16 protein-coding genes are annotated in these 22,231 nt (G+C 68.4%); 9 read left to right on the top strand and 7 right to left on the bottom strand.

Going from position 1 to position 22,231, the window contains the following annotated elements:
• Window positions 1-10: 10 nt before the first annotated feature.
• The 5 genes from ACYVO6_RS18620 to ACYVO6_RS18600 form a co-directional block, all read right to left on the bottom strand.
• Window positions 11-841 carry an ABC transporter ATP-binding protein gene (locus ACYVO6_RS18620; RefSeq protein WP_461062511.1) on the bottom strand — a complete coding sequence of 277 codons (831 nt, stop codon included), beginning with the start codon at window positions 839-841 and terminating at the stop codon, window positions 11-13.
• A gap of 161 nt (window positions 842-1,002) precedes the next feature.
• The gene (locus ACYVO6_RS18615; protein ID WP_461062510.1) at window positions 1,003-1,428 is read right to left on the bottom strand and encodes a hypothetical protein; all 426 of its coding nucleotides are present in this window, start codon (window positions 1,426-1,428) and stop codon (window positions 1,003-1,005) included.
• 355 nt (window positions 1,429-1,783) lie between these two features.
• Window positions 1,784-2,569: a carbohydrate ABC transporter permease gene (locus ACYVO6_RS18610; RefSeq protein WP_461062977.1), complete on the bottom strand. Its 786-nt coding sequence runs from the start codon at window positions 2,567-2,569 to the stop codon at window positions 1,784-1,786.
• A gap of 59 nt (window positions 2,570-2,628) precedes the next feature.
• Window positions 2,629-3,564 carry a carbohydrate ABC transporter permease gene (locus tag ACYVO6_RS18605; RefSeq protein WP_461062975.1) on the bottom strand — a complete coding sequence of 312 codons (936 nt, stop codon included), beginning with the start codon at window positions 3,562-3,564 and terminating at the stop codon, window positions 2,629-2,631.
• 64 nt (window positions 3,565-3,628) lie between these two features.
• The gene (locus ACYVO6_RS18600; protein ID WP_461062509.1) at window positions 3,629-4,906 is read right to left on the bottom strand and encodes an ABC transporter substrate-binding protein; all 1,278 of its coding nucleotides are present in this window, start codon (window positions 4,904-4,906) and stop codon (window positions 3,629-3,631) included.
• 404 nt (window positions 4,907-5,310) lie between these two features.
• Between ACYVO6_RS18600 and ACYVO6_RS18595 the strand changes: the two genes are divergently transcribed.
• The 4 genes from ACYVO6_RS18595 (at window position 5,311) to ACYVO6_RS18580 (ending at window position 11,173) form a co-directional block, all read left to right on the top strand.
• Window positions 5,311-6,063, top strand: a complete 753-nt coding sequence (locus ACYVO6_RS18595) for a DeoR/GlpR family DNA-binding transcription regulator (protein WP_461062973.1) — start codon at window positions 5,311-5,313, stop codon at window positions 6,061-6,063.
• Window positions 6,064-6,370: 307 nt separating this feature from the next.
• Window positions 6,371-7,213: an oxygenase MpaB family protein gene (locus tag ACYVO6_RS18590; RefSeq protein WP_461062971.1), complete on the top strand. Its 843-nt coding sequence runs from the start codon at window positions 6,371-6,373 to the stop codon at window positions 7,211-7,213.
• A 60-nt stretch (window positions 7,214-7,273) separates the two neighbouring features.
• Complete coding sequence (locus tag ACYVO6_RS18585; protein WP_461062508.1) at window positions 7,274-9,508, top strand: serine/threonine-protein kinase; 2,235 nt, start codon at window positions 7,274-7,276, stop codon at window positions 9,506-9,508.
• A gap of 102 nt (window positions 9,509-9,610) precedes the next feature.
• Window positions 9,611-11,173, top strand: a complete 1,563-nt coding sequence (locus ACYVO6_RS18580; protein ID WP_461062507.1) for a phytoene desaturase family protein — start codon at window positions 9,611-9,613, stop codon at window positions 11,171-11,173.
• Between the two features lie 19 nt (window positions 11,174-11,192).
• Here ACYVO6_RS18580 and ACYVO6_RS18575 read toward each other — a convergent pair whose 3' ends face one another.
• On the bottom strand, window positions 11,193-12,986 hold the full coding sequence (locus tag ACYVO6_RS18575) for a serine hydrolase domain-containing protein (protein ID WP_461062506.1): 1,794 nt from the start codon (window positions 12,984-12,986) through the stop codon (window positions 11,193-11,195).
• Between the two features lie 140 nt (window positions 12,987-13,126).
• Between ACYVO6_RS18575 and ACYVO6_RS18570 the strand changes: the two genes are divergently transcribed.
• The 4 genes from ACYVO6_RS18570 to ACYVO6_RS18555 all read left to right on the top strand — a co-directional run bounded on the left by ACYVO6_RS18570 (window position 13,127) and on the right by ACYVO6_RS18555 (window position 19,544).
• Complete coding sequence (locus ACYVO6_RS18570) at window positions 13,127-14,251, top strand: nitronate monooxygenase (protein ID WP_461062505.1); 1,125 nt, start codon at window positions 13,127-13,129, stop codon at window positions 14,249-14,251.
• On the top strand, window positions 14,248-15,810 hold the full coding sequence (locus tag ACYVO6_RS18565; RefSeq protein ID WP_461062504.1) for an acyl-CoA synthetase: 1,563 nt from the start codon (window positions 14,248-14,250) through the stop codon (window positions 15,808-15,810). The genes ACYVO6_RS18570 and ACYVO6_RS18565 overlap by 4 nt, the downstream gene beginning before the upstream one ends.
• A gap of 116 nt (window positions 15,811-15,926) precedes the next feature.
• Window positions 15,927-17,459: an acyl-CoA synthetase gene (locus ACYVO6_RS18560; protein ID WP_461062503.1), complete on the top strand. Its 1,533-nt coding sequence runs from the start codon at window positions 15,927-15,929 to the stop codon at window positions 17,457-17,459.
• 99 nt (window positions 17,460-17,558) lie between these two features.
• A complete protein-coding gene (locus ACYVO6_RS18555; protein WP_461062502.1) occupies window positions 17,559-19,544 on the top strand; it encodes a sulfatase-like hydrolase/transferase in 1,986 nt (661 codons plus the stop codon).
• An 11-nt stretch (window positions 19,545-19,555) separates the two neighbouring features.
• Here the strand turns inward: ACYVO6_RS18555 and ACYVO6_RS18550 are convergent, their stop codons facing one another.
• Window positions 19,556-21,175 carry an acyl-CoA synthetase gene (locus tag ACYVO6_RS18550; RefSeq protein WP_461062501.1) on the bottom strand — a complete coding sequence of 540 codons (1,620 nt, stop codon included), beginning with the start codon at window positions 21,173-21,175 and terminating at the stop codon, window positions 19,556-19,558.
• Window positions 21,176-21,381: 206 nt separating this feature from the next.
• On the opposite strand from ACYVO6_RS18550, the gene ACYVO6_RS18545 reads away from it, so the two are divergent.
• Window positions 21,382-22,182, top strand: a complete 801-nt coding sequence (locus ACYVO6_RS18545; protein ID WP_461062500.1) for a crotonase/enoyl-CoA hydratase family protein — start codon at window positions 21,382-21,384, stop codon at window positions 22,180-22,182.
• Window positions 22,183-22,231 lie beyond the last annotated feature (49 nt).

Below are 22,231 nucleotides of genomic sequence, written 5' to 3'. Positions count from 1 at the left end.
CACGCCCCACTCATGCGGCTTCGCCGTGCCAGGCACGGCGAAGGCGGTCTCGGATCAGGTCCTCGTACTCGTGGAAGCGGCGCTCCCCGAAGAGGCGTTCACCGCGCGGCCGGGGCAGGTCGACGTCGATGGTGTCCACGATGCGGCCGGGGTGCGGGGCCATGACGACCACGGTGTCGGAGAGCCGGACGGCCTCGGGGACGGAGTGGGTGACGAACAGGACCGTCGTCTTCAACTCGTCCCAGAGATCGAGCAGTTGGTCCTGCAGGCTCTCCCGAGTGAATTCGTCGAGCGCCGAGAAGGGCTCGTCCATGACGAGCACGTCGGGCCGCAGGCCGAAGGCGCGCACGATCGCGGCACGCTGCCGCATACCGCCGGACAGCTCCGCCGGGAGCTTGTGCATGGCCTCGCCGAGACCCGCCTTGACGAGGAGTTCCCGCATGTCGGGGGCGGAGGGCGCGGCGTCCCGCTCGGCGAAGCCGGCGATGCGCTCGCGGCGCCCGGCGGCACCCTTGTTGATCTTCTGCGGCAGTGTGACGTTCCGCAGCACGGACAGCCAGGGCAGCAACGCCGGGCTCTGCGGTACGAGGCCGATCAGCTTGGCGGCGCACGCCTTCGCCGGCGGGACACCGTGCACCCGCACCTCGCCGTGGTCGGGTTGCTCAAGGCCGGCGACGAGGCGCAGCAGTGTCGACTTGCCGCAGCCGCTGGGGCCGATGAGGCTGACGAAGCGGCCGGACGGCACCGTCAAATGGACGTCGTCGAGGGCATTGGTCGCGGAGGACCCGAATCCGTAGACCCGGTGCACCGACCGCAGTTCAAGTGCTGGCGTACCAGTCACCTTCACGCTCCCATCCATGTAGCGAGCACGAAGGCCCGGTCCTGGAAGTCGGAGAGCGTGCGTAGCGAGTGCGGGTGACTGCCACGCGGAAATCCGCTTAGGTGTCCCCGACCGTAGGAGCCTTGTGTTTCGCTCCGCCGCTCCGGTTTGTTTCGCGGGCCTTACGTTCGGTCTTGCAGCGTTACGGCCGTGTTGCCGTCGAAGACGTAGATCTCGATCCCGAGGTCCGCCGCCGCGCGTGCCACCCAGCCGCCGAGCGCCTGCACGACCAGCTCGGTGATGAGGAGCGCTGAGCGCTCGGCGGTCGGTACAGAGTCCCGCAGCCAGAGCAGCTTGAACATGTCCGCCATGACCTTGTTGCGGTAGGCGGGCTTGTACGCGCCCTGATTGCTGACGAGCTGAACGAGTACGCGGCCCGCGTCGTCGATCCCTTCGACCTCGACGCGGCTGCCGTCGGGCAGCATGAGCGGCTTCGGGCGCAGCCTGGTGCCGAGCCGGTCGCCGAGGGCGAGCAACATACGGCGTTCGATGGAGCCCTCGGCGAACCGGCTCCACTCGTTGGGGGCGTCAAGGACTGTCAGGTGCACCTGCCGGAGTCTAGGAAACGCCGGTTTCCCAGGTGTTTCAGGAGCGACGACGCCGGTGATCTCGTGTCCCCGGCTGCGTGCCTCGGCGGCGATCCGGCTGCGATACCTAGTTCCTGTTGGAAACTATTCGCTTGAGGATCTGCTGACGCCCCGGGCGACCGACCACTGACTCCTGCTGCGACGTTGATTCGCGAGTGACAGCACACGCGTGGGGCCCGTCCGCGACGGACGGGCCCTTCACGCTGGTAGGCGCCCGGCCTCCCTCATCGCCGGTCGCTCATGCTGAACCCGCCCGCGATCGCGGGCAGCGGGCAGTGGGCCCGCTCCCGCCCGCGCACCTGACCGGCTCAGCCCCTCACTCGCGCACCGCCCCCTTGGTGGCGTCCGCGATGAAGCTGCGGGCGAACAGGGAGAAGACCAGCACCAGCGGCAGTACGGCGAGCAGTACGCCGGCCATCACCATGGCGTAGTCCTGCCGGCCGTGCGAGACATTGAGCTGGGAGAGGGCGACCTGCAGGGTCACCCTGTCGGGGTTGACCAGGGCGACGAGCGGCCAGACGTAGTCGTTCCACGCGGCGACGAAGGTGTAGATGCCGAGGAAGGCGAGCCCCGGCCGGACGGCCGGCAACCCGACGTGCCAGTACTGCCGGAAGAAGCCGCAGCCGTCCATGCGGGCGGCGTCGATGAGTTCGTCGTGAATGGCGCCGATCATGTACTGACGCATCCAGAAGATTCCGAAGGCGTTCGCTGTCGCCGGAAAAATGACGGCCTTGAGTGAGCCCAGCCAGCCCAGCTCCGCCATGATGAGGTACTGGGGAATGATCGCGAGCTGGAGAGGCAGCATGAAGATGCCCATCAGCATCGCGAACAGGACGCGTCTGCCGGGGAATTCGTATTTGGCGAAGGCGAACGCCGCCAGAGAGTCCAGGAGTAGAACGAGCGCTGTCGTGCTCACGGCCACAATGACCGTGTTGAACATCGCCCCGAAGAAATCGATGCTGTCCAGCAACCGCTGGATATTGTCGAACAGATGAGACCCGAAGGTGAGCTTCGGCGGGTATTTGGTGATGTCCTGCGTCGTGTTGGTCGCCATCACGATGGTCCAGTAGAACGGGAACATCGAGATCAGGACCCCGGCCATCAGGATCACATGGAGGAGCAGTCCTCTGACGGTCGTGGGCCGGCGGACACGGAGTGCCTTCACACCTTCCTCCTTCCTTGGACGACGCGCCAGTTGATGACCACGAACAGCAGGATGACCAGGAAGAAAGCCCACACGATCGCGGCGGCATAACCGAAGTTGTTGTTGTCGAAAGCCTGGTGGTAGAAGTACAGAAGTGTGGTCAGTCCGGCCTGTCCCGGGCCGCCAGAATTCGGATTGTTGGCCGCGTTGCTGCCGAACAGGACCTGGGGCTCGGTGAAGCTCTGCAGGCCGTTGACCGTCGAGATGATCACCGTGAACAGAATGATCGGGCGCATCATCGGAACGGTGATGGAGAAGAAGGTCCGTACCGGCCCCGCGCCGTCGAGCTTGGCCGCCTCGTAGACATCTGAGGGAATCGCCTGCAGGCCGGCGAGGTAAATGATCATGTTGTAGCCGGTCCACTGCCAGGTCATCAGCATCGCGATGACCGCTTTGATCGTCCACTCGTTGTTCAGCCAGGGGACCGACGGCACGTTCACCGCCTGCAATACCGCGTTGACGACGCCGTACCGGTCGCTGAAGGCCGAGAAGAAGAAGATGGAGACCGCGACCACAGAGGTGACGTTCGGTACGAAGTAGGCGACGCGGTAGAAGCTGGTGAGGCGGCGCGTGGAATTCAGCAGGGTGGCCAGAACCAGCGCCATGAACAGCATGGGGAACGTGGCGAACACCCAGATCACCAGGGTGTTCCGCAGCGCCAGCCAGAAAGTGGGGTCGTCGAGCAGGAAGCGGAACTGGTCGAACCCGACGAAGGTCTTCTCGCCGATGCCGTCCCAGCGCTGGAACGCCAGGTACAGCGAATAGATCATCGGGAAGAACAGGAAGGTCAGGAACAGCAGGAAGAACGGCGACACCGCCACGTACTGCGGCCAGAAGGACAGAAGCCGCCGCAGCCCCCGGCGCCGAGCGGGCCGTCCGGTACTCCGGTCGATCCGGCGGTGCTTCTGAGGAACCTCGGGCGCTGCGGCGGGTCCGGCCGTGGGGGGTGCTGCCACGTCAGCTCACGCCCTGCTGCTTGGCGATCTGCTTGGCCTGCTCGACGGCGTCCTTCCAGGCGTCGTCCGGCTTCTTGCCCTTCGACTCGATGCTGGTCAGCTCGTTGTAGTACGGCACGGCCACCGCCGCGTTGGCCGGAGCCTCGTAGAAGGCCGGAACCTTCTCGGCGGCCGGGCCGAACACCTCGATCGTCTTCTGACCGCCGAAGAACGGGTCGCCCTCGGTCAGGGCGGGCAGCTCATAGGCGGCCGGGGCCGAGGGGAACAGGGCCGCGTCCGTGAAGCCGCGGCCCTGGTTCTCCGGGCTGAGCAGCCACTTGATGATCTCGAAGGCGACTTCGGGGTTACGGCACTCCTTGGGCAGGGCCAGGAAGGAGCCGCCCATGTTGGAGGGCCCGCCGGGCAGGGGAGCGACCCGCCATTTGCCCGCGGTGTCCGGTGCCATGTCCTTGACGTCCAGCGCCATCCAGGCGGCACCCAGCTGGGTGGCCACGGACCCGTCGGCCACGGCGGCCTTCAGGCTCTCATCGTTGATCTTGGCGTCGGCGCCGGATTCGTAGAGGCGCACGGCGAGGTCCCAGCACTTGCGGACGTGCTCCTGGTCGCCGATGAACTTGTTGTCCTCGTCGATCATGCGCTTGCTGCCCTGACCGAGGGACATGTCGAAGACGGCCGTCATGTTGTTGAGCAGAAACGCCTTGGGATACGCCTTCTGGATCTCGGCGCCGATCGCGAAGTAGTCCTCCCAAGTGGATATCTCAGCGGCCACCTTGGCGGGATCCGTGGGCAGTCCGGCCTTCGCGAACATGTCCTCGCGGTAGTACATCGCGGTCGGACCGATGTCGATCGGGAAGCCGATCTGCTTGCCGTCCTGGGTCTGTCCCTGCTTCAGCTTCCAGCCCAGGTACTCCGAGGCGATCTTGTCGGCCCCCAGGGTGTTGAGGTCGATGAACCGGTTGGCGTTGGGCAGGAAGGAGGCGATGTCCTCGCCCTTGATCCCGGTGATGTCCGGTACGAAGCTGCGGCCGTTCATCGTGGTGAGCAGCTTCTGCTTGAAGGTGCCGCCGATGACCGAGGACTTCAGCGTCACGTCGGTGAACTGCTTCTTGGCGTCCGCCACGACCTTGTCGCTGAGGCCACCGCCCCAGTACCACAGGGTCAGGTCCTTGCCGTCCTTCGTACCGCTGCCGCTGTCCGAGCCGCCGCACGCGGCGGTGACTCCGGCGCCCGCCGCGACGAGCAGGGCCGTCTGGACGAACCGTCTACGGGACAGATCCACTTTCGTTCTCCTACTGTTCGACGTGATCGGTGACCGCGGGCGTTTCACCCGGGCACCGGCCGTGCTGTGTCCGGGACAGGGATCCGCCCGGGCCCGGGGGCGTCGGGCCGGCGGGCGCCCCGTGCGCCGGCCGGTTCGAGCCGCTCCTGGCGGGCGCGGTCCCGCCGTGGGACCGGGACCGGTTCTCAGGGCTGTGGTGTCGCAGGGCGTGAGGCATGAGCGCTTCCCCTCCCCGGAGCCGCCGACGGCGAGTGGCAGCCTGCTGCCTTTTGCTCAGGAAGTACCGGTGCAGTGATTACATCTGCTCGAAGTACGCAGAAGCTTGCACCTTGTGCGCAGGTCTGGCAAGACTCAATCTCCATCCTGCGTGAGTTTGATTGAACTTGGAGGATCGAGTGACCGCCATGGTTCCCGACCGCCGACATGAATGGATCTTGCGAGCGCTGCGCTCGGACGGCCCGACCGCCGTCGTCGCCCTCGCCGAGAGGCTGGGTGTGAGTCAGGCGACGATCCGCCGTGACCTGGCACAACTGGAGGACGAGGGCCTGCTGAGACGGGTCCACGGCGGCGCGATGCCGACCGAGGGCGGAGACGAACCCTTCACGGAGGTGGCAACCGTACGGGCGGCGGCGAAGGACACCCTCGCGGACAAGTGCGCCGACCTCGTCAGCGACGGTGAGATCCTCCTGCTCGACATCGGCACCACGACACACCGGTTGGCACGCCGCCTGCGCGGCCGCGACCTCACCGTGATCACCAGCAGTCTCGCCGTGTACGAGGAACTGGCCGACGATCCGTGCGTCCGGCTGGTGATGCTCGGCGGAGCCGTCCGGCGCAACTACCGCTCGCTGGCCGGCTTCCTCACCGAGGACAATCTCCGGCAGATCCACGCCGACCGGCTGTTCCTGGGCACCAGCGGCATTCGCCCGGACGGCCAGGTCCTGGACACCACCTCCGTGCAGGTACCGGTGAAGCGGGCCATGATCGCCGCCAGTGAACAGGTGGTACTGGTGGCGGACGCCGGAAAGTTCCCCGGCACCGGTATGGCCCGGGTGTGCGGGCCCGACAGCCTCGACCTGGTGGTGACCAACGCGCCCACGGACCCGGCGACTCGCAGCGCACTGCAGGCGGCCGGAGTCGAGGTGGCCGAGGTGTGAGAACGATGCCCTGAGCCCCGTCAGAAGCGCCCGCTTCCGCTGTTCAGCCCGAGCGCAGAACTCGCAGAATCAGTTGGTGTCGTCGCTCAGCCAGCACGCGCTAGACACTACTCGTCAAACACAATCATCTTCATGCGCGTTATTGCAGAAGTTTTTTCCATTTTCTACGTAGGTGATCCAGTGCTCCTCCGCTTTTCGTGCAGACTTTTGAAGCGCCCATCCTCAGTCGGTCCATCGCCTTCCTTGTCGCAGACGCTGTACCAAAGCGCCATGGCCTGGTCACACTGGCAGCGTGAACGTGGATCACATGGGCGACCCCGGACTCTTCGGCCCCGACTCGGTCACCTGGCAACTGCACAGCGACCCGATGATGTGGGTCGCCGGAGTCCGCGCGCTCTACCTCCAGGCCCTGCACCCGCGCGCGGTGCGCGGCGTCATGCAGAATTCCGACTTTCGCAAGGACGCCTGGGGCCGGCTGATGCGTACGGCCAACTTCGTCGGGACGACGACGTACGGCACGACTCAGGCGGCCGAGAAGGCAGGCGCCCGGGTCCGCAAGATCCACGCCATGCTCACCGCGACCGACCCCGACACGGGCGAGCGCTACCGGATCGACGAACCCGAGCTGCTGCTCTGGGTGCACTGCGCCGAGATCGACTCCTACCTCGATGTCGCGCGCCGCTCCGGGATCCGCCTCACGGACGCGCAGGCCGACCGCTATATCGGCGAACACCGCGAGAGTGCCCGGCTGGTGGGCCTCGACCCCGAGGACGTACCCGCCGACCAGGACCGACTCGCCGCGTACTTCGAGAAGATACGGCCCGAGCTGGCCGCCGGAGACGAGGCACGGGACGTCGACGACTTCCTGCGCCGGCCGCCGACGCCCGCGCTGCTCGTCCCGGCACGCGAACTGCTGTGGCGGGGCGTGGCAGAGGTGGCGTACGCCTCACTGCCACCGTTCGCCCATGAGTTGTACGGACGATCCGCACCGTCGCGCGAGGCGGTGAACCTTCAACTGCGCTTCACCGGCATCATGTTGCGCAGGATTCCCGCACGCGTGCGCTGGCAACTCCCGCCCAAGCACATTATCCGCGCCATGTCACGGCTCGGCCCCGGCTCCCGACCGGCCCCGTACAAACTCGGACGATAGCTCGCCATACTGGACGGGCCAGGGGAGGGCGGGGACACACGACGGGGGCGGTCGCAGGAAATGGGGGAGACCAGGCTGATCCAGGGCCGGTACCGGCTGCTCGACCTGATCGGTCGCGGCGGCATGGGCGAGGTGTGGCGTGCGCGCGACGAGTCGCTGGGCAGACAGGTCGCCGTCAAGTGCCTCAAACCACTGGGCCATCATCATGACCAGTCCTTCACCCGTGTCCTGAGAGAGCGGTTCAGGCGCGAGGCCCGCGTGGCCGCCGCCCTTCAGCACCGCGGGGTGACCGTCGTCCATGACTTCGGCGAGTCCGACGGCGTGCTCTATCTCGTCATGGAGCTGTTGGACGGGCGGAACCTCAGCCAGCTCCTGGAGGACAACAAGCATCATCCGCTGCCGGTCGCGGACGTCGTGGAGATCGCCGACCAGGTGTCCGCCGCTCTCGCCTACACGCACCAACAGGGCATCGTGCACCGAGACTTGAAGCCCGCGAACATCATGCGGCTCACCGACGGCACGGTGAAGATCTGCGACTTCGGCATAGCCCGCCTCGGCCACGACATCGGTTTCACGGCCCGCCTCACCGGCACGGGCATCGCGATGGGCACCCCGCACTACATGTCGCCGGAGCAGATCAGCGGCGTGACCGTCGACGAGCGCAGCGACCTCTACTCGTTCGGCTGCGTACTGTACGAGATCGCCACCGGGGCGCCGCCGTTCGACCTCGACGACGCCTGGGCCGTACTCGTAGGCCACCGGGACACGCCTCCCGAGCCGCCGCGCCGCCACCGCGCCGAACTCCCCGAGTACGTCGAGGAGATCATCCTGCACCTGCTGGCCAAGGAGCCCGAGCAACGCCCGCACAATGCCCGCGAGTTGAGCCACCGCATCAGCGCGGCCCGCACCACACCGGCGTACGTGCCGACCGTGGCCTCTCCTCCCGTGCGCCGTCAGGCGCCGGAGCCGGCTGCCGCCGGCGAACCGCGACTGCCTTCCTGGACCCGCGGCATGACCACCGGCCACAAGGCGACAGGGGCGGGCCTGCGGACCACGCCGCCGGACGCCGCGGCGGGCCTGACCGGTGACTGGATCGCCCGCAGTGACACCCGCTTCGCCCGGGAGCCCGTTCAGGTCGAACGGCCCACTCCCTCACCGGAGTTGATCAGCACCCTCACCGGCCGGCACAACGCGGGCCTGAGCCTGGGGCGCCTCGGCCGCTGGGCGGAGGCGGGCGAGGTGCACCGCGCGGTCGCGGCCGAACGCGAGCACGCGCTGGGACCCGACCACCCCGACACCCTCGCCAGCCGGTACGAGGTCGCCTTCACCCTCAGCCGCACCGGCCGCCCCGCCGATGCGCTGCGCGAGTACACGCGCGTGGCCGATTCCAGGGAGCGCGTCCTCGGGCCCGACCACCCGGACACGCTGGCCGCGCGGCAGGAAATGGCGTACGTACTGGGGCAGTTGGGCCGCCACTTCGAGGCGCACCAGGCGTACACGACGGTGCTCGCCGCCCGGGAGCGCGCCATGGGATCCGACCACCCCGACACCCTGCGCTGCCGCCACAACCTCGCCTTCAACCTCAGCAGGCTCGGGCGCCTGGAGGACTCGTACCGCATGGCCCTGGACGTGGCCGCGGCCCGCGCGCGGGTGCTCGGCCCGAACCATCCCGACACCCTCGTCACCCGGTACGAAGTGGCCTACGCGCTCGGCCAGTTGGGCCGCTGGCCGGAAGCGCTCCAGACCTACCAGGAGGTCGCCGAGGCCCGTGCGGGGGCCCTCGGACCCGACCACCCCGACACGCTCGCCGCGCGCTACGAGGTCGGCATCAGCCTCGGTCGGCTCGGCCGCAGCGCCCAGGCCCTGACGCTGTACCGCGACCTGATCGACGACCGCACCCGCGTCCACGGCCCCGCCCACCCCGAGACGCTGCGCGCCCGGCACGGCCTCTGCGTCAACCTCGGCCGGCTCGGCCGCTGGGAGGAGGCACTCGCGGAGTCCCGCGACGTGTGCGCCATCCGCGAGCGCGTCCTCGGCGCCGATCACCCGGACACCCTGGTCAGCCGCCGCGAGGTCGCCGTCGGCCTCGGCTGGCTCGGCCGCTGGGCCGACGCCCTCACCGAGTACCGCCGCGTCGCCACCGCCCGCGAACAGGTCCTGGGCGCCGACCACCCCGACGCCCTCGCCAGCCGCAACGACGAGGCCCACTGCCTGGAACAACTCGGCCGCGGCGCGGAGGCGGTGGAGCTCTACCGGAGGGTGGCGGCCTTGCGGCAGCGGGCGTCCGGCCACTGAAGCCGTGAGGCCGCTGAGCCGTGCGGCCAGTGCCCCGCTCGGGTGCCCGCCGCCTGCCGCGTATCTCTGGCCGAGCCAGATCACCGCGTGTTACGAAGGGGCATGCCTGCACTCAAGGGACACGAGGAATTCGACGCTGTGATCGTCGGCGGTGGCCACAACGGTCTGGTCGCCGCCGCCTACCTGGCCCGCGCGGGGAAGTCCGTACTGCTACTGGAACGGCTGGGGAACACCGGGGGCGCCGCCGTGTCCAGCCGGCCGTTCGCCGGGCTCGACGCACGCCTGTCCCGGTACTCGTACCTGGTCAGCCTGCTGCCCCGGAAGATCGTGCGGGATCTCGGCCTCGACTTCCGGGTGCGCGGGCGCACCGTGTCCTCGTACACGCCCGCCGAACGCGAAGGACGGCCGACCGGACTGCTCGTCGGTGGCGGCGAACGGCGCACCCGCGAAGCCTTCGCGCGGCTCACCGGTTCGGACCGCGAGTACCGGGCCTGGCGGCGCTTCTACGCCATGACCGGCCGCGTCGCCAAGCAGGTCTTCCCCACCCTCACCGAGCCCCTGCCCACGCGCGACGAACTCAGCAGCCGCATCGACGACGCGGAGGCCTGGCGGGTTCTCTTCGAGGAACCGATCGGTGTGGCCGTCGAGGAGACCTTCGCCGACGATCTCGTACGCGGCGTCGTGCTCACCGACGCGCTCATCGGCACCTTCGCGGACGCCCACGATCCCTCCCTGCGGCAGAACCGCTGCTTCCTCTACCACGTGATCGGCGGCGGCACGGGCGACTGGGACGTACCGGTCGGCGGCATGGGCGCCCTCAGCGACGTGCTGGCCGGAGCCGCCCGCGCCGCGGGCACCGTCATCGCGACCGGGCACGACGTGGTCCGGGTGCAGAGCGACGGACACGCCGCCGAGGTCACGTACCGGACCGAGGACGGAGAAGGCGTCGTCGCGGCCCGGCACGTCCTCGTGAACGCCTCGCCCCAGGAACTCGCGAACCTCACCGGCGAGGAGCCGCCCGCCCCCGCCGAGGGCGCCCAGCTCAAGGTGAACATGCTGCTCAAGCGACTGCCGAGACTCCGCGACCCCTCCGTCGATCCCCGCGAGGCGTTCTCCGGGACCTTCCACATCGCCGAGGGATACGAGCAGTTGGCGACCGCCCACGCACAGGCAGCGTCCGGCGAGCTGCCTGCCGCACCGCCCTCCGAGATCTACTGCCACTCCCTCACGGACCCCACGATCCTGGGCCCCGATCTGGTCCAGCAGGGTTATCAGACCCTCACCCTCTTCGGCCTGCACACACCGGCCCGGCTCTTCGCCCACGACAACGACGCCGTACGCGAAGAACTGCTCAAGTCGACCCTCGCCCAACTGGACGCCCACCTGGCCGAACCGCTCGCCGACTGCCTGGCCACGGACGCGGCCGGCCTGCCCTGTATCGAGGCGAAGACCCCCCTCGACCTGGAACGCGACCTGAGGCTGCCCGGCGGCAACATCTTCCACCGCGACCTCGCCTTCCCCTATGCCCAGGAAGGCACCGGCCGCTGGGGCGTGGAGACCCGGCACGCGAACATCCTGCTGTGCGGCGCGGGCGCCGTGCGGGGCGGCGGAGTGAGCGGGGTGCCGGGGCACAACGCGGCGATGGCGGTGCTGGAGGATCAGTAGCGGGGGTGAGGGCTTCTGATCAGTTGTCGGACGGCGTCCAGCCCGCCGCCGCTATGCGTGCTGCGTCCGCCGGTCTGGACTCGTCGAAGACGACGCGGTCGCCGTCCTCGACACGCAGAGCGTCCACGTACACGCCGCGGCCGACGTAGAGCTGGTCCGTCGTATACCGCCACCGCAGCAGGACCTGGGGGGCCGCAGCGAGGTCCGCGGTGAGCCGGTGCCAGGCCCGGCCCGACCAGCCGGTCACCGAACCCGCCGGATGTTCCTGTGCCCCCTCTCCGTGGCGCCGCGTCGTGAACGGGACCGGCTGCCACGTCGTGCCGCCGTCCGCCGAGGACTCCAGGAACAGGGCGTCCGACCGGGGTTCGGTGTCCCACCACAGGGCGCAGCGCAGCCGGCCGCCGGTGGGGACGGCGAGCGCGGGGAGCGTGAGCGTCGCGGACGTCGCGGTCGCCATGCCGGAGAACCAGGCCGTACGCCCTCGCGCGGGCCGCACCGGGACGGCCCGTGCCAGATTGTTCGCGGCGGCGACCCGGGGAGCGGAGCCGGATCGCCAACTGCGTACGGGATGAACGGAGTTGCCGAGCACGATCAGGAAGGAGTCGGTCGTCGGGTCGAGGACCATCGACGTGCCGGTGAAACCGGTGTGCCCTGCGGTGCGCGGGGTGGCCATCGCGCCCATGTACCAGTGCTGGTAGAGCTCGAAGCCGAGGCCGTGCTCGTCGCCGGGAAAGGCCGTGTTGAAGTCGGTGAACATCAGCTCCACCGACTCGGGCTCCAGGATCCGGGCCCTGCCGTACGAGCCGCCGTTGAGGAGCGTACGGCCCAGGACCGCGAGGTCCCACGCCGTGGAGAAGACGCCCGCGTGGCCCGCGACCCCGCCCAGGCTGTACGCGTTCTCGTCGTGCACCTCGCCCCACACCAGGCCGCGGTCGATCCCGGACCAGGGCTTGCGGGCGTCCTCCGTGGCGGCGATCTTCGGCTTCCAGGAGGCGGGCGGGTTGTAGCGAGTGCGGTGCATCCCGAGTGGAGCGGTGATCTCGCTTCGGAGCAGTGCATCCAGAGGGTGACCGGTGATCTCCTCCAGGACCAGCTGGAGCGAGATCAGATTGAGGTCCGAGTAGAGGTACTTGGTGCCCGGCGGGTCGACCGGCGCCTCGTTCCAGATGAGTTGGAGCTTCTCCTCGTACGTCGGCGCGTTGTAGAGCGGGATCCAGGCGCGGAACCCGGAGGTGTGCGTGAGGAGCTGACGGATCGTGATGTTCTGCTTGCCCGCACCTCCGAACTCCGGCAGATACGAGGCGACCTTCCCCTCCAGCTCCAGAGCGCCCCGCTCGATCTGCTGCACGGCCAGGATCGAGGTGAACAGCTTCGAGACCGAGGCGAGGTCGAAGACCGTGTCCTCGGCCATCGGGATCCGCTGCTCGGCGGGGAACTCCACGCCGGTGTCCGTCTTCTCATCGTACGCGGAGTAGCGGACGGCCTTGCCGATCGGCTGGTGCAGGGCGACGGTGCCGCCGCGTCCGGCGAGTAAGACGGCACCCGCGTACCAGGGGTACTTGGGGGAGGGGCCGAGGAACCTCTCGGCGTCCGCGACGAGTTGACGCAGATGCCCGGCGAGCAGGCCCGCCCGCTCGGGGGTTCCGGGCCGCAGGGTGGGCCGGCCGTGCTCGGGCGCGGCCGACGCGGGACCCGCCGGGAAAGGCACGAGGGCCAGTGCGCCGCCCAACGCCAGGGTCTTTCCGACGAGTTGGCGACGGGTCAGTCCGCCGCTGCTGGCTCTGCCCGTTCTGCCCGCTGCGTCTTCGGTCATCGAGAAGCCTCCCGTAGCGAGTCGTCGCCGCTTGAAAGTATCTTGCCCCGCTTGAGGGAGAACTGACGTACCTCGCAGAAATCTGACGGCGCATCAGAAAAAGTCTTCCCTCGTCCGGAGGACTGCGGCATCCTGCGGCCATGCAGACGGAGCTGAGCAAGAAACTGGGAGTCGAGCACGCCATTTTCGGCTTCACGCCGTTCCCCGCCGTCGCCGCGGCCATCAGCCGGGCCGGCGGATTCGGTGTGCTCGGCGCGGTCCGCTACACCGCCCCCGACGACCTCAAACGCGACCTCGACTGGGTCGAGAAACATGTCGACGGCATGCCGTACGGCCTGGATGTCGTCATGCCCGCCAAGAAGGTCGAAGCCCCGAACAATCAGACACTGACCGAGGCCGATGTCGAGGCGATGATCCCCGAGGCGCACCGGCAGTACGTCAAGGACACCCTGGCCAAGTACGGCGTACCGGAACTCGCCGAGGGCGAGGCCTCCGGCTGGCGTATCACCGGCTGGATGGAGCAGGTGGCCCGCAACCAGCTCGACGTCGCCTTCGACTATCCGATCAAGTTGCTGGCCAACGCGCTCGGTTCACCGCCCGCCGATGTCATCACGCGGGCGCATGACCAGAGCGTCCTTGTCGCCGCGCTCGCGGGCAGCGCCCGGCACGCCCGCAAGCACGCGGAGGCGGGCATCGACATCGTCGTCGCCCAGGGCTACGAGGCGGGCGGACACACCGGTGAGATCGCGTCGATGGTGCTCACGCCCGAAGTCGTGGACGCCGTCGATCCGTTGCCCGTACTGGCGGCGGGCGGCATCGGCAGCGGACAGCAGGTGGCCGCCGCGCTCGCTCTCGGCGCCCAAGGAGTGTGGCTCGGCTCCCTGTGGCTGACCACCACCGAGGCCGATATGCACTCGCGTGCCGTGACCCGGAAACTTCTCGCCGCCGGATCCGGTGACACGGTCCGCTCGCGTGCGCTGACCGGGAAACCCGCACGGCAGCTGCGTACTGAATGGACCGACGCCTGGGACGACCCGAACGGGCCCGGCACGCTCCCCATGCCGCTCCAGGGCCTGTTGGTCGCCGAAGCCCTCTCCCGGATCCAGAAGTACGAGGTGGAGCCGCTGCTCGGCACGCCCGTCGGGCAGATCGTCGGCCGGATGAACAGCGAGCGCAGTGTCCAGGCCGTCTTCGACGACCTCACCCGCGGCTTCGAGCGGGCCGTCGACCGAATCAACCGGATCGCTGGAAGGAGCGAGGAGTGACCCAGGCCCCCAATGCTTCCGCCAACGGCTTCTGGGCCCAGGCAGCCGCAGACCCCGAGCGTACGGTCCTGATCGCCCCCGACGGGGAGAAGTGGACCGCCGGACGGCTGCACGCCGAGACCAACCGCCTCGTCCACGGGCTGCGTGCCGCCGGGCTCGAACGCGGCGACGCCTTCGCGGTCGTGCTGCCCAACGGAGTCGAGTTCTTCACCGCGTACCTCGCCGCCCAGCAGGCGGGCTTCTACCTCGTCCCCATCAACCACCACCTCGTCGGCCCCGAGATCGCCTGGATCGTCTCCGACTCGGGCGCCAAGGTGCTCATCGCGCACGAGCGGTTCGCCGACGCCGCACGGAACGCGGCCGATGAGGCAAAGCTGCCCCAGGGGCGGCGGTACGCGGTCGGTGCGGTCGAGGGCTTCCGGCCATACGCCCAACTCCTCAACGGACAGCCCGAGTCGGCGCCCGGCGACCGCACCCTCGGCTGGGTCATGAACTACACCTCGGGCACCACGGGCCGCCCGCGCGGCATCCGGCGCCCCCTGTCCGGCAAGCTCCCCGAGGAGGCGTATCTCGGCGGCTTCCTCGGCATCTTCGGGATCAAGCCGTTCGACGACAATGTGCACCTCGTCTGCTCGCCGCTCTACCACACGGCCGTGCTCCAGTTCGCGGGCGCGTCCCTGCACATCGGCCACCGCCTCGTCCTGATGGACAAGTGGACGCCCGAGGAGATGCTCCGCCTCATCGACACCCACCGGTGCACGCATACGCACATGGTCCCGACCCAGTTCCACCGCCTGCTGGCGCTGCCCGACGAGGTGCGGGCCCGCTACGACGTCTCCTCCATGCGGCACGCCATCCATGGCGCCGCCCCCTGCCCCGACCATGTGAAACGGGCCATGATCGACTGGTGGGGCAACTGCGTCGAGGAGTACTACGCGGCCAGCGAGGGCGGCGGAGCCTTCGCGACCGCCGAGGACTGGCTGAAGAAGCCGGGCACGGTCGGCAAGGCCTGGCCCATCAGCGAACTCGCCGTCTTCGACGACGACGGGAACAGGCTGCCGCCCGGTGAACTCGGCACCGTCTACATGAAGATGAGCACGGGCGGATTCTCGTACCACAAGGACGAGACCAAGACGAAGAAGAACCGCATCGGCGACTTCTTCACCGTCGGCGACCTCGGCTATCTCGACGAGGACGGCTATCTCTTCCTCCGCGACCGCAAGATCGACCTGATCATCTCCGGTGGCGTCAACATCTACCCGGCCGAGATCGAGTCCGCCCTGCTCACCCACCCCGCCGTCGCCGACGCCGCCGCGTTCGGCATCCCGCACGACGACTGGGGCGAGCAGGTCAAGGCCGTCGTCGAACCCGCCCCCGGCTTCACACCGGGCGAGGCGCTGGCCGCCGAGATCCTCGGCCACTGCGAACGGCAACTGGCCGGCTACAAACGGCCCAAGAGCGTCGACTTCATCGAGACGATGCCACGCGACCCCAACGGAAAGCTGTACAAGCGACGGCTGCGGGAACCGTATTGGGAGGGGCATACGCGGCCCGTATAGCTGACGTCGTGGTCACCTACCCGCGCCTGTACGCCCGCCACCGCCACGTCCCGAGTTGACCCGCTCGCGCCACCGAACGAGGATCGCGCCAGGACAGCGGCGCGAAGGAGCGGGTCATGACGGTGGCGGCGGGACGCAATGTGACGGTCGACGGGGTGCTGCGGCGCAGTGCCCGCCGGACCCCCGCCCGCGTCGCGATCAACTACGGCGAACGGACCTGGACCTACGAGGAGTTGGACGACGCCGTCTCCCGTGCCGCCCGGGTGCTGCGCGACACGGGACTCGCACCCGGCGACCGGGTCGGCGCCTACGGTCACAACTCGGACGCGTACCTGATCGGCTTCCTGGCCTGTGCGCGGGCCGGTCTGGTGCACGTACCGGTCAACCAGAACCTGACCGGTGACGACCTCGCGTACATCGTCGGCCAGTCCGGCAGCACTCTGGTCCTGGCCGATCCGGACCTCGCCGGTCAACTCCCGGACGGTGTACGAGTGTTGCCGCTGCGCGACGCCGACGACTCGCTGCTCGCGCGGCTGGCCTCCACGCCGCCGTACGACGGTGATGAGCCGCGTACCGAGGACCTGGTGCAGTTGCTCTACACCTCGGGCACCACTGCCGCGCCGAAGGGCGCGATGATGACGCATCGCGCGCTGGTGCACGAGTACCTGAGTGCGATCGCCGCCCTCGATCTGAGCGCCGGCGATCTGCCCGTGCACTCGCTGCCGCTCTACCACTCGGCGCAGATGCATGTGTTCCTGCTGCCGTATCTCGCGGTCGGCGCCCGGAACACCATCCTCGACGCGCCCGACGCCGAGCAGATCTTCGACCTGATCGAGACCGGGCGGGCGGACAGCCTGTTCGCCCCGCCCACCGTGTGGATCGGGCTGTCGAACCGCCCCGACTTCGCCACCCGCGACCTGAGCGGGCTACGCAAGGCGTATTACGGGGCGTCGATCATGCCCGTGCCCGTACTGGAACGCCTGAAGGAGCGGCTGCCCAAGCTGGCCTTCTTCAACTGCTTCGGGCAGAGCGAGATCGGCCCGCTGGCCATGGTTCTCGGGCCGCACGAGCACAAGGGACGGATGGATTCCTGCGGGCGTCCGGTGCTCTTCGTCGAGGCGCGGCTCGTGGACGAGTCCGGCAAGGATGTGCCGGACGGGGAGCGGGGCGAGATCGTCTATCGATCGCCGCAACTGTGCGAGGGCTACTGGGACAAGCCCGAGGAGACGGCCGGGGCCTTCCGTGACGGCTGGTTCCACTCCGGGGATCTCGCCGTGCGCGACGCCAACGGGTACTTCACCGTGGTCGACCGGGTGAAGGACGTGATCAACTCCGGTGGTGTACTGGTCGCTTCGCGGCAGGTCGAGGATGTGCTCTACACGCATGACGCGGTGGCCGAGGTCGCGGTGATCGGGCTGCCGGACGAGCGCTGGATCGAGGCCGTGACCGCGGTCGTCGTCCGTCGGAGTGAGGTGACGGAGGAAGAGCTTCTCGCGTACGCCCGTGAGAAGCTCGCCGGCTTCAAGGCGCCGAAGCGGGTCCTGTTCGTGGACGAGCTGCCGCGCAACGCGAGCGGCAAGATCCTCAAGCGGGAACTCAGGGACCAGTTCCGGGACGAGCCCGCCCGAACCATCGCCCCAGGTGATTGAACGGTCGAGGCCGACGAGCCGTACACATTTCGGCGGACCCGACCACCCGGGCCCGGTCCGCCGCGCCACCAGCGGGAAACGCACGGAAGGACCTCCGGGTTGTCGAGCACCACGAACTCACCTCAGCTGCCGGACACGGACCGGACAACCCCGGACAAGGACCAGACGCCGGAGGTTCCTTCTCCGGCGGACACGCCTGATGACGCCGTTGCCGAGGCCTCTGGGCAGGACGGCGAGGCCGACGAAAGCCCCGCCGCCACGCACACCACCACTGAAGCCCCCGCCGAACCCGCCGAAGAGAAAGCCATCGCTGAACGCGCCGAACCTGCTGAAGCCGCCACCGAGGAGAAGGCCCTCGCGAGCGACGCCGACGCCCCCACGGATGCCCCGACCGACGCCCTGTCCGACGCCCCGGAGAAACCCGCCACCGCCCGCCGCTGGCGGCACAGGCACCCGGTCGCGGCGCGCTACGTCGGCTGGGCGATCACGGCCTTGTCCCTCGGCCTCGTGTGTTTCGCGCTCCTCATGCCGACCTCGATCGAAGCCTTCCGGCCAGGAATCTTCGTACGCATCCCCGTGGAGGCGATCCTCGGCGCCGGCATCCTGATCTTCCTGCCGCGCAGGCCACGAGTAGTGGCGGCGGCCCTCGCCGGTCTGGGCCTCGGCGTGCTGACCGTGCTGAACCTCCTCGACATCGGCTTCAACATGTTCCTCGGCCGAGGATTCAACGTGGTCCTCGACTGGGTTCTGTTCGACGACACGAAGGCCTACCTCGAGGACTCGATGGGCACCGGCGGCACGATCGCCGCCATCATCGGCGTCGTGGCCCTCGTCCTGGTCGTACTCGCCACGATGACGCTGGCGGTGCTCCGGCTGAGCAACGTCCTGGCCCGCGACCGCGACAAGGCCACCCGTACCACCGTGCTGGTCGGAACCGCCTGGGTCACCTGCGCGGCGCTCGGCCTCCAGCTCGCCGGCACGCCGCTTGCCGCCAGAAGCACGGTCGCCCTCGTCGAGGACCGTATGAAGCGGGTGCGCGCCACCATCAAGGACGAGGCGGCGTTCGCCAAGGAGGCCAAGAAGGACAAGTTCGGCAACACTCCGGGCGACCAGCTGCTCACCGATCTGCGCGGCAAGGACGTCATCTTCACCTTCATCGAGAGCTACGGCCGCAGCGCGATCGAGGATGAGGACATCGCACCGGGCGTGAACGCGACCCTCACCGCCAAGAACGAGGAGCTGACCAAGGCAGGGTTCGCCGCCAAGAGCGGCTGGCTCACCTCGGCGACGTACGGCGGCAACAGCTGGCTCGGCCACTCCACGTTCCTGTCGGGCCTGTGGATCAACAACCAGAACCGCTACCGCGTCGTCACCGCGGGCGAGCACCTGACCCTCACCGGGGCCTTCCAGCGCACCGGCGCCTGGCGGACGGTGGGTGTCATGCCGGGCGTCCAGAAGAACTGGCCGGAGGGCAAGTTCTATGGCCTCGACCAGGTCTACGACTCCCGGGACCTCGGCTACAAGGGCCCCAAGTTCAGCTGGTCGACGATGCCCGACCAGTACGCCCTGAAGGCCTTCGAGGAGCTGGAGCACGGCAAGAAGCAGGACAAGCCGCTGATGTCGCAGATCATCCTGACCTCCAGCCACCAGCCCTGGGCGCCCCTGCCCAAGACGGTTCCCTGGGACCAGGTCGGCGACGGCTCCGTCTACAAGGACATCCAGAAGGCCGGCAAGAAGCCCGGGGACGTCTTCTACGACTCCGAGAAGGCTACGGAGGAGTACGGCAAGTCCATCCAGTACTCCGTGACCAGCCTGATCGACTACGTGACGAAGTACGGCAGCAAGGACACCGTGCTCGTCTTCCTCGGCGACCACCAGCCGATGGCCAAGGTCAGCGGCAACAAAGCCAGCCGGGACGTGCCGATCTCGATCGTCGCCCAGGACAAGTCCGTACTGGACAAGATCGACGACTGGAACTGGACGGACGGTCTCAAGCCCGACACGGACGCCCCGGTCTGGCGGATGGATTCCTTCCGCGACCGCTTCCTGACCGCGTACGGCTCACAGCCCAATCCCTCCAAGTAGCGGCCGGAGGCTCAGCGGTTGGCCTCCACGGCCATCGACCGAGCCCACCGGTAGTCCGCCTTGCCGCTCGGGGAGCGCTGGATGGAGGCTGTGATCACCAGCTGGCGTGGGATCTTGTAGCCGGCGAGACGGGCGCGGCAGTGGGTCTGGATGTCGTCCAGGGACAGTGGCTTCGCCTCGTCGCGCAGTTGCACCACCGCCGCCACATGGTTGCCCCACTTCTCGTCGGGCACCCCGGCCACCAGCGCGTCGTACACGTCCGGATGGGCCTTGAGGGCCTGCTCGACCTCCTCCGGGTAGACCTTCTCGCCTCCGGTGTTGATGCACTGGGAGCCGCGGCCGAGGACGGTGACGACGCCCTCCTCGTCGACGGTCGCCATGTCGCCGAGGAGGACCCAGCGCTCGCCGTCCTTCTGGAAGAAGGTCTCGGCGGTTTTCTTGGGGTCGTTGTAGTAGCCGAGCGGGACGTGTCCGCGCTGCGCGACGCGGCCCGGTTCGCCGACCGCGACCGGCTCGTACGTTGCCGGATCCACCACCTGCGTACGGGAGTTGACGCGCACCCGGAAGCCCTTGTCCGGGCCGGAGTCCTCGGTCGCCGTGCCGTTGAAGCCGGACTCCGAGGAACCGAAGTTGTTGAGCAGCAGCACGTTCGGCATGAGCGCCTGGAACTGTTCGCGCACCGTGTCCGACATGATCGCACCGGAGGACGAGACGCTGAACATGGACGAGCAATCTGTGCCCTTCATCGGGCCCTTGAGGGCGTCGATCAGTGGTCGCAGCATCGCGTCGCCGACCAGCGACATGCTGGTGACCTTCTCCTTCTCGATGGTGCGCAGGACTTCCTCGGGCACGAACTTCCGGTGGATCACCACACGTTGCCCGAAGTTGAAGCCGATGAAGGCGGTGAGGGTCGACGTGCCGTGCATCAGCGGGGGAGCGGGGAAGAAGGTGATCCCGTCACCGCCGGCCGCGACCCGCTCGGCCAGCTCCTCCGGCTTCTTGACCGGCTCCCCGGTCGGGGCGCCGCCGCCCAGGCCGGAGAAGAACAGGTCCTCCTGACGCCACATCACGCCCTTGGGCATACCGGTCGTGCCGCCGGTGTAGATGATGAACTGATCGTCGGCCGAGCGCGGCGCGAAGCCCCGCTCGGCGGACCCGGAGGCCTCGGCCGCCGTGAAGTCCATCGCGGACAGTGGCGGAGCGTCCGGCGCGGGGGCCCCCACCCGCACCAGATGCCGCAGCTTCTCCGCCTGCGGCAGCGCCGCCGCCACCCGCTCGGTGAACTCTGCGTCGAAGACCAGGGCCACCAGATCCGCGTCACGATAGAGGTAGACCAACTCATCTTCTACGTAACGGTAGTTGACGTTGACCGGCACGATCCGCGCCTTCAGGCATCCGAGCACGGTCTGCAGATACTCGACGCTGTTGTAGAGGTGCAGCCCGAGATGCTCACCGGGGCGTACACCGTTGTCGATCAGGTGGTGCGCGATGCGGTTGGCCGCCGCGTCCAGTTCGGCGTACGTGAGGCGGCGCTCCGCTCCCGTGCCGGGGTGGTCGATGTACACGAGCGCCTCGCGGTCGGGCACCACATCGACGATCGACTCGAACAGGTCGGCAAGGTTGTACTCCACCGCTCCTCCTGACCCCGGCAAACGATCGACAAGGCGACTAGACGACTAAGAGATGCGCGCGTCCTTTGGTTCGACGGTCATCAGAGCAAAGCCCGCCCCAACTGTGAAGGGTCCGCGCAGAAGAAATCTGACTGCCTGTCAGAAAACCCTTGAACTGCCTCGGCGCCTACTGCAACCTGTTCTCGTCCCGAGACAGGAGGACCGCCATGGGTGGGACGGAACACCTCACCGTGCAGCGCGAAGGCGCCACACTGGTGCTCACGCTCAACAGGCCCGAGGCCAAGAACGCACTCTCGCTGCCGATGCTGGTCGGCCTGTACGACGGCTGGGTCGAGGCCGACGAGGACGACGCGATCCGCTCGATCGTGTTCACCGGCGCGGGCGGAGTGTTCTGCGCGGGCATGGACCTCAAGGCGCTGGCAGGCAAGGGGATGGAGGGCCAGCAGTACCGCGACCGGCTCAAGGCCGACCCCGATCTGCACTGGAAGGCGATGCTCCGCCATCATCGACCGCGCAAGCCGGTGATCGCCGCGGTTGAGGGCCACTGTGTGGCCGGCGGTACGGAGATGCTTCAGGGGACCGACATCCGGGTCGCGGGGGAGTCCGCCACGTTCGGTCTCTTCGAGGTGAAGCGTGGGCTGTTTCCGATCGGTGGCTCGACGGTGCGGCTCCAGCGGCAGATTCCGCGGACGCATGCGCTGGAGATGCTGCTCACCGGCCGGCCGTACTCGGCTCAGGAGGCCGCCGACATCGGTCTGATCGGCCATGTCGTCCCCGACGGGACGGCCCTGGAGAAGGCCCTCGCCATCGCCGAGCAGATCAACGCGTGCGGGCCGCTGGCCGTCGAGGCGGTGAAGGCCTCCGTGTACGAGGCCGCCGAGATGACCGAGGTCGATGGGCTGGCCGCTGAGCTCAAGCGGGGGTGGCCGATTTTTGACACCGCCGATGCCAAGGAGGGGGCGCGTGCCTTTGCCGAGAAGCGGCCGCCGGTGTATCGGCGCGAGTAGCTCCGCTGGTTAGGCGGTTCGATACCTGCGGGTTCGTTGTGGCTGGTTG

Source organism: Streptomyces pseudoechinosporeus, assembly GCF_054783935.1.
The sequence above is the reverse complement of the archived record's forward strand: the minus strand, read 5'-3'. Positions and strand labels throughout refer to the sequence as shown.